A 1,264-nucleotide genomic window follows, 5' to 3' on the forward strand; every position below is an offset into this window, starting at 1 on the left:
AGAATATAAGAACGATTGAAAATGAAGCTTAGCTTTTGTTATGGAAGCTAAGCTTTTTTATTGTGTGCGGTTTTACTTTTAAACCAGTTTAATTTTAATCAGAAAGACGTTCGGCTGCCGCCAAGTAGCGTCGAGCCAGTCCAACAAACTCCTCCCCACTGATATTCAGATCATGGGTTGATATGAAAATGTCATACCCGTGGAAGCCTCTTTGATATTTCATTCTGTTGGCAAGCATCGCCTGTAATCCAGAATAGTCTTTAATCACCGCGTTGTGATTATTTGCTTTATCGGATGAATCCGCATCCATTTGCGTTTGTTGAGCGCTGAAACTCACTTTGTCGGTATTCTTTGATTCTTTATATTGGCTTAATTCCACACACCCGTTTTCGGTACAACGAGTGTGGTAGTGCGATGAGTCTAAAACCATATCTTCAAAGTTCGATTCTTTACCCGCTTGCTTCGCTCCCAAGTACAAAAGTGCTCGTTGGCTGAGCAGTAATTCACAAGTGACTTTAGGACAAATCGAATCGAGGTAGGGCGAGTAATCTTTAACCTTGATACCAATCCAAGGAAGAGGTTGGTGCCATCCATCTTGCTCATAGGTACAAAGCCCAATCTTTTGGATGTTATTCCATTTTAGAACCCACCCGCCTTTATAAAAATGCTGCTGAAAATGAGTCGGTGTGAGGGTGATCATCACTCTGCTGCGCAACATTAAATAATAGCCAGTTCCTAGTAGGGCAATAATGCAAAAAGCACCCACGATCAGTAACTTTGGGTTGTCACTGTAGAGCGCAACGATCAAGCAAACGAAGCCCAAAATGATGGCGAGAATACGATACGAACGTTTGAATGAAGGCAAAGAGAAATTTGTAAGGTGACGAGTGTCCATAGGCAACACCAAATTTTCATATTTTTGTCTGGATGGATAACCAGTGTATATGACCCTGAATTGATAAGTCGATGATTAAATAATAGACGCTAGTAGACAATATCGGTATTTTTCGTCGACTTTCGACGCTTCACTCTACAAATAGCTCCGGTTTTTTGGTATAAATCGCGCTTCAAATTTTCACCACTGCGAAAAGAGCAGTGAACTGGAGAAATATTCAATGAGACTTGCTCATAAGCGTAAGGTGCAGGCTAAACTGCAGAAACGCACTAAAGCGGCTGTAGTTAAAGCAGTGGCAACGCCGAAAAAAGCGAAGCCTGTCGCAGAGAAAGTTGTAGCAGAAAAAACTGTAGCAGCAAAACCAGCGGT

Annotated in this window: 1 protein-coding gene and 1 pseudogene; one reads left to right on the plus strand and one right to left on the minus strand. The window is 41.8% G+C overall.

Annotation, left to right across the window (positions count from 1 at the left end):
* Positions 1 to 94 precede the first annotated feature (94 nt).
* A complete protein-coding gene (locus tag AB4496_RS28865) occupies positions 95 to 895 on the minus strand; it encodes a DUF2982 domain-containing protein (protein WP_102258313.1) in 801 nt (266 codons plus the stop codon).
* Positions 896 to 1,115: 220 nt separating this feature from the next.
* On the opposite strand from AB4496_RS28865, the pseudogene AB4496_RS28870 reads away from it, so the two are divergent.
* A pseudogene (locus tag AB4496_RS28870) lies at positions 1,116 to 1,264 on the plus strand (MarR family transcriptional regulator); the annotation flags it as partial.

The organism is Vibrio sp. 10N.222.46.A1, from assembly GCF_041473595.1.
Taxonomy (GTDB): domain Bacteria; phylum Pseudomonadota; class Gammaproteobacteria; order Enterobacterales; family Vibrionaceae; genus Vibrio; species Vibrio tasmaniensis_A.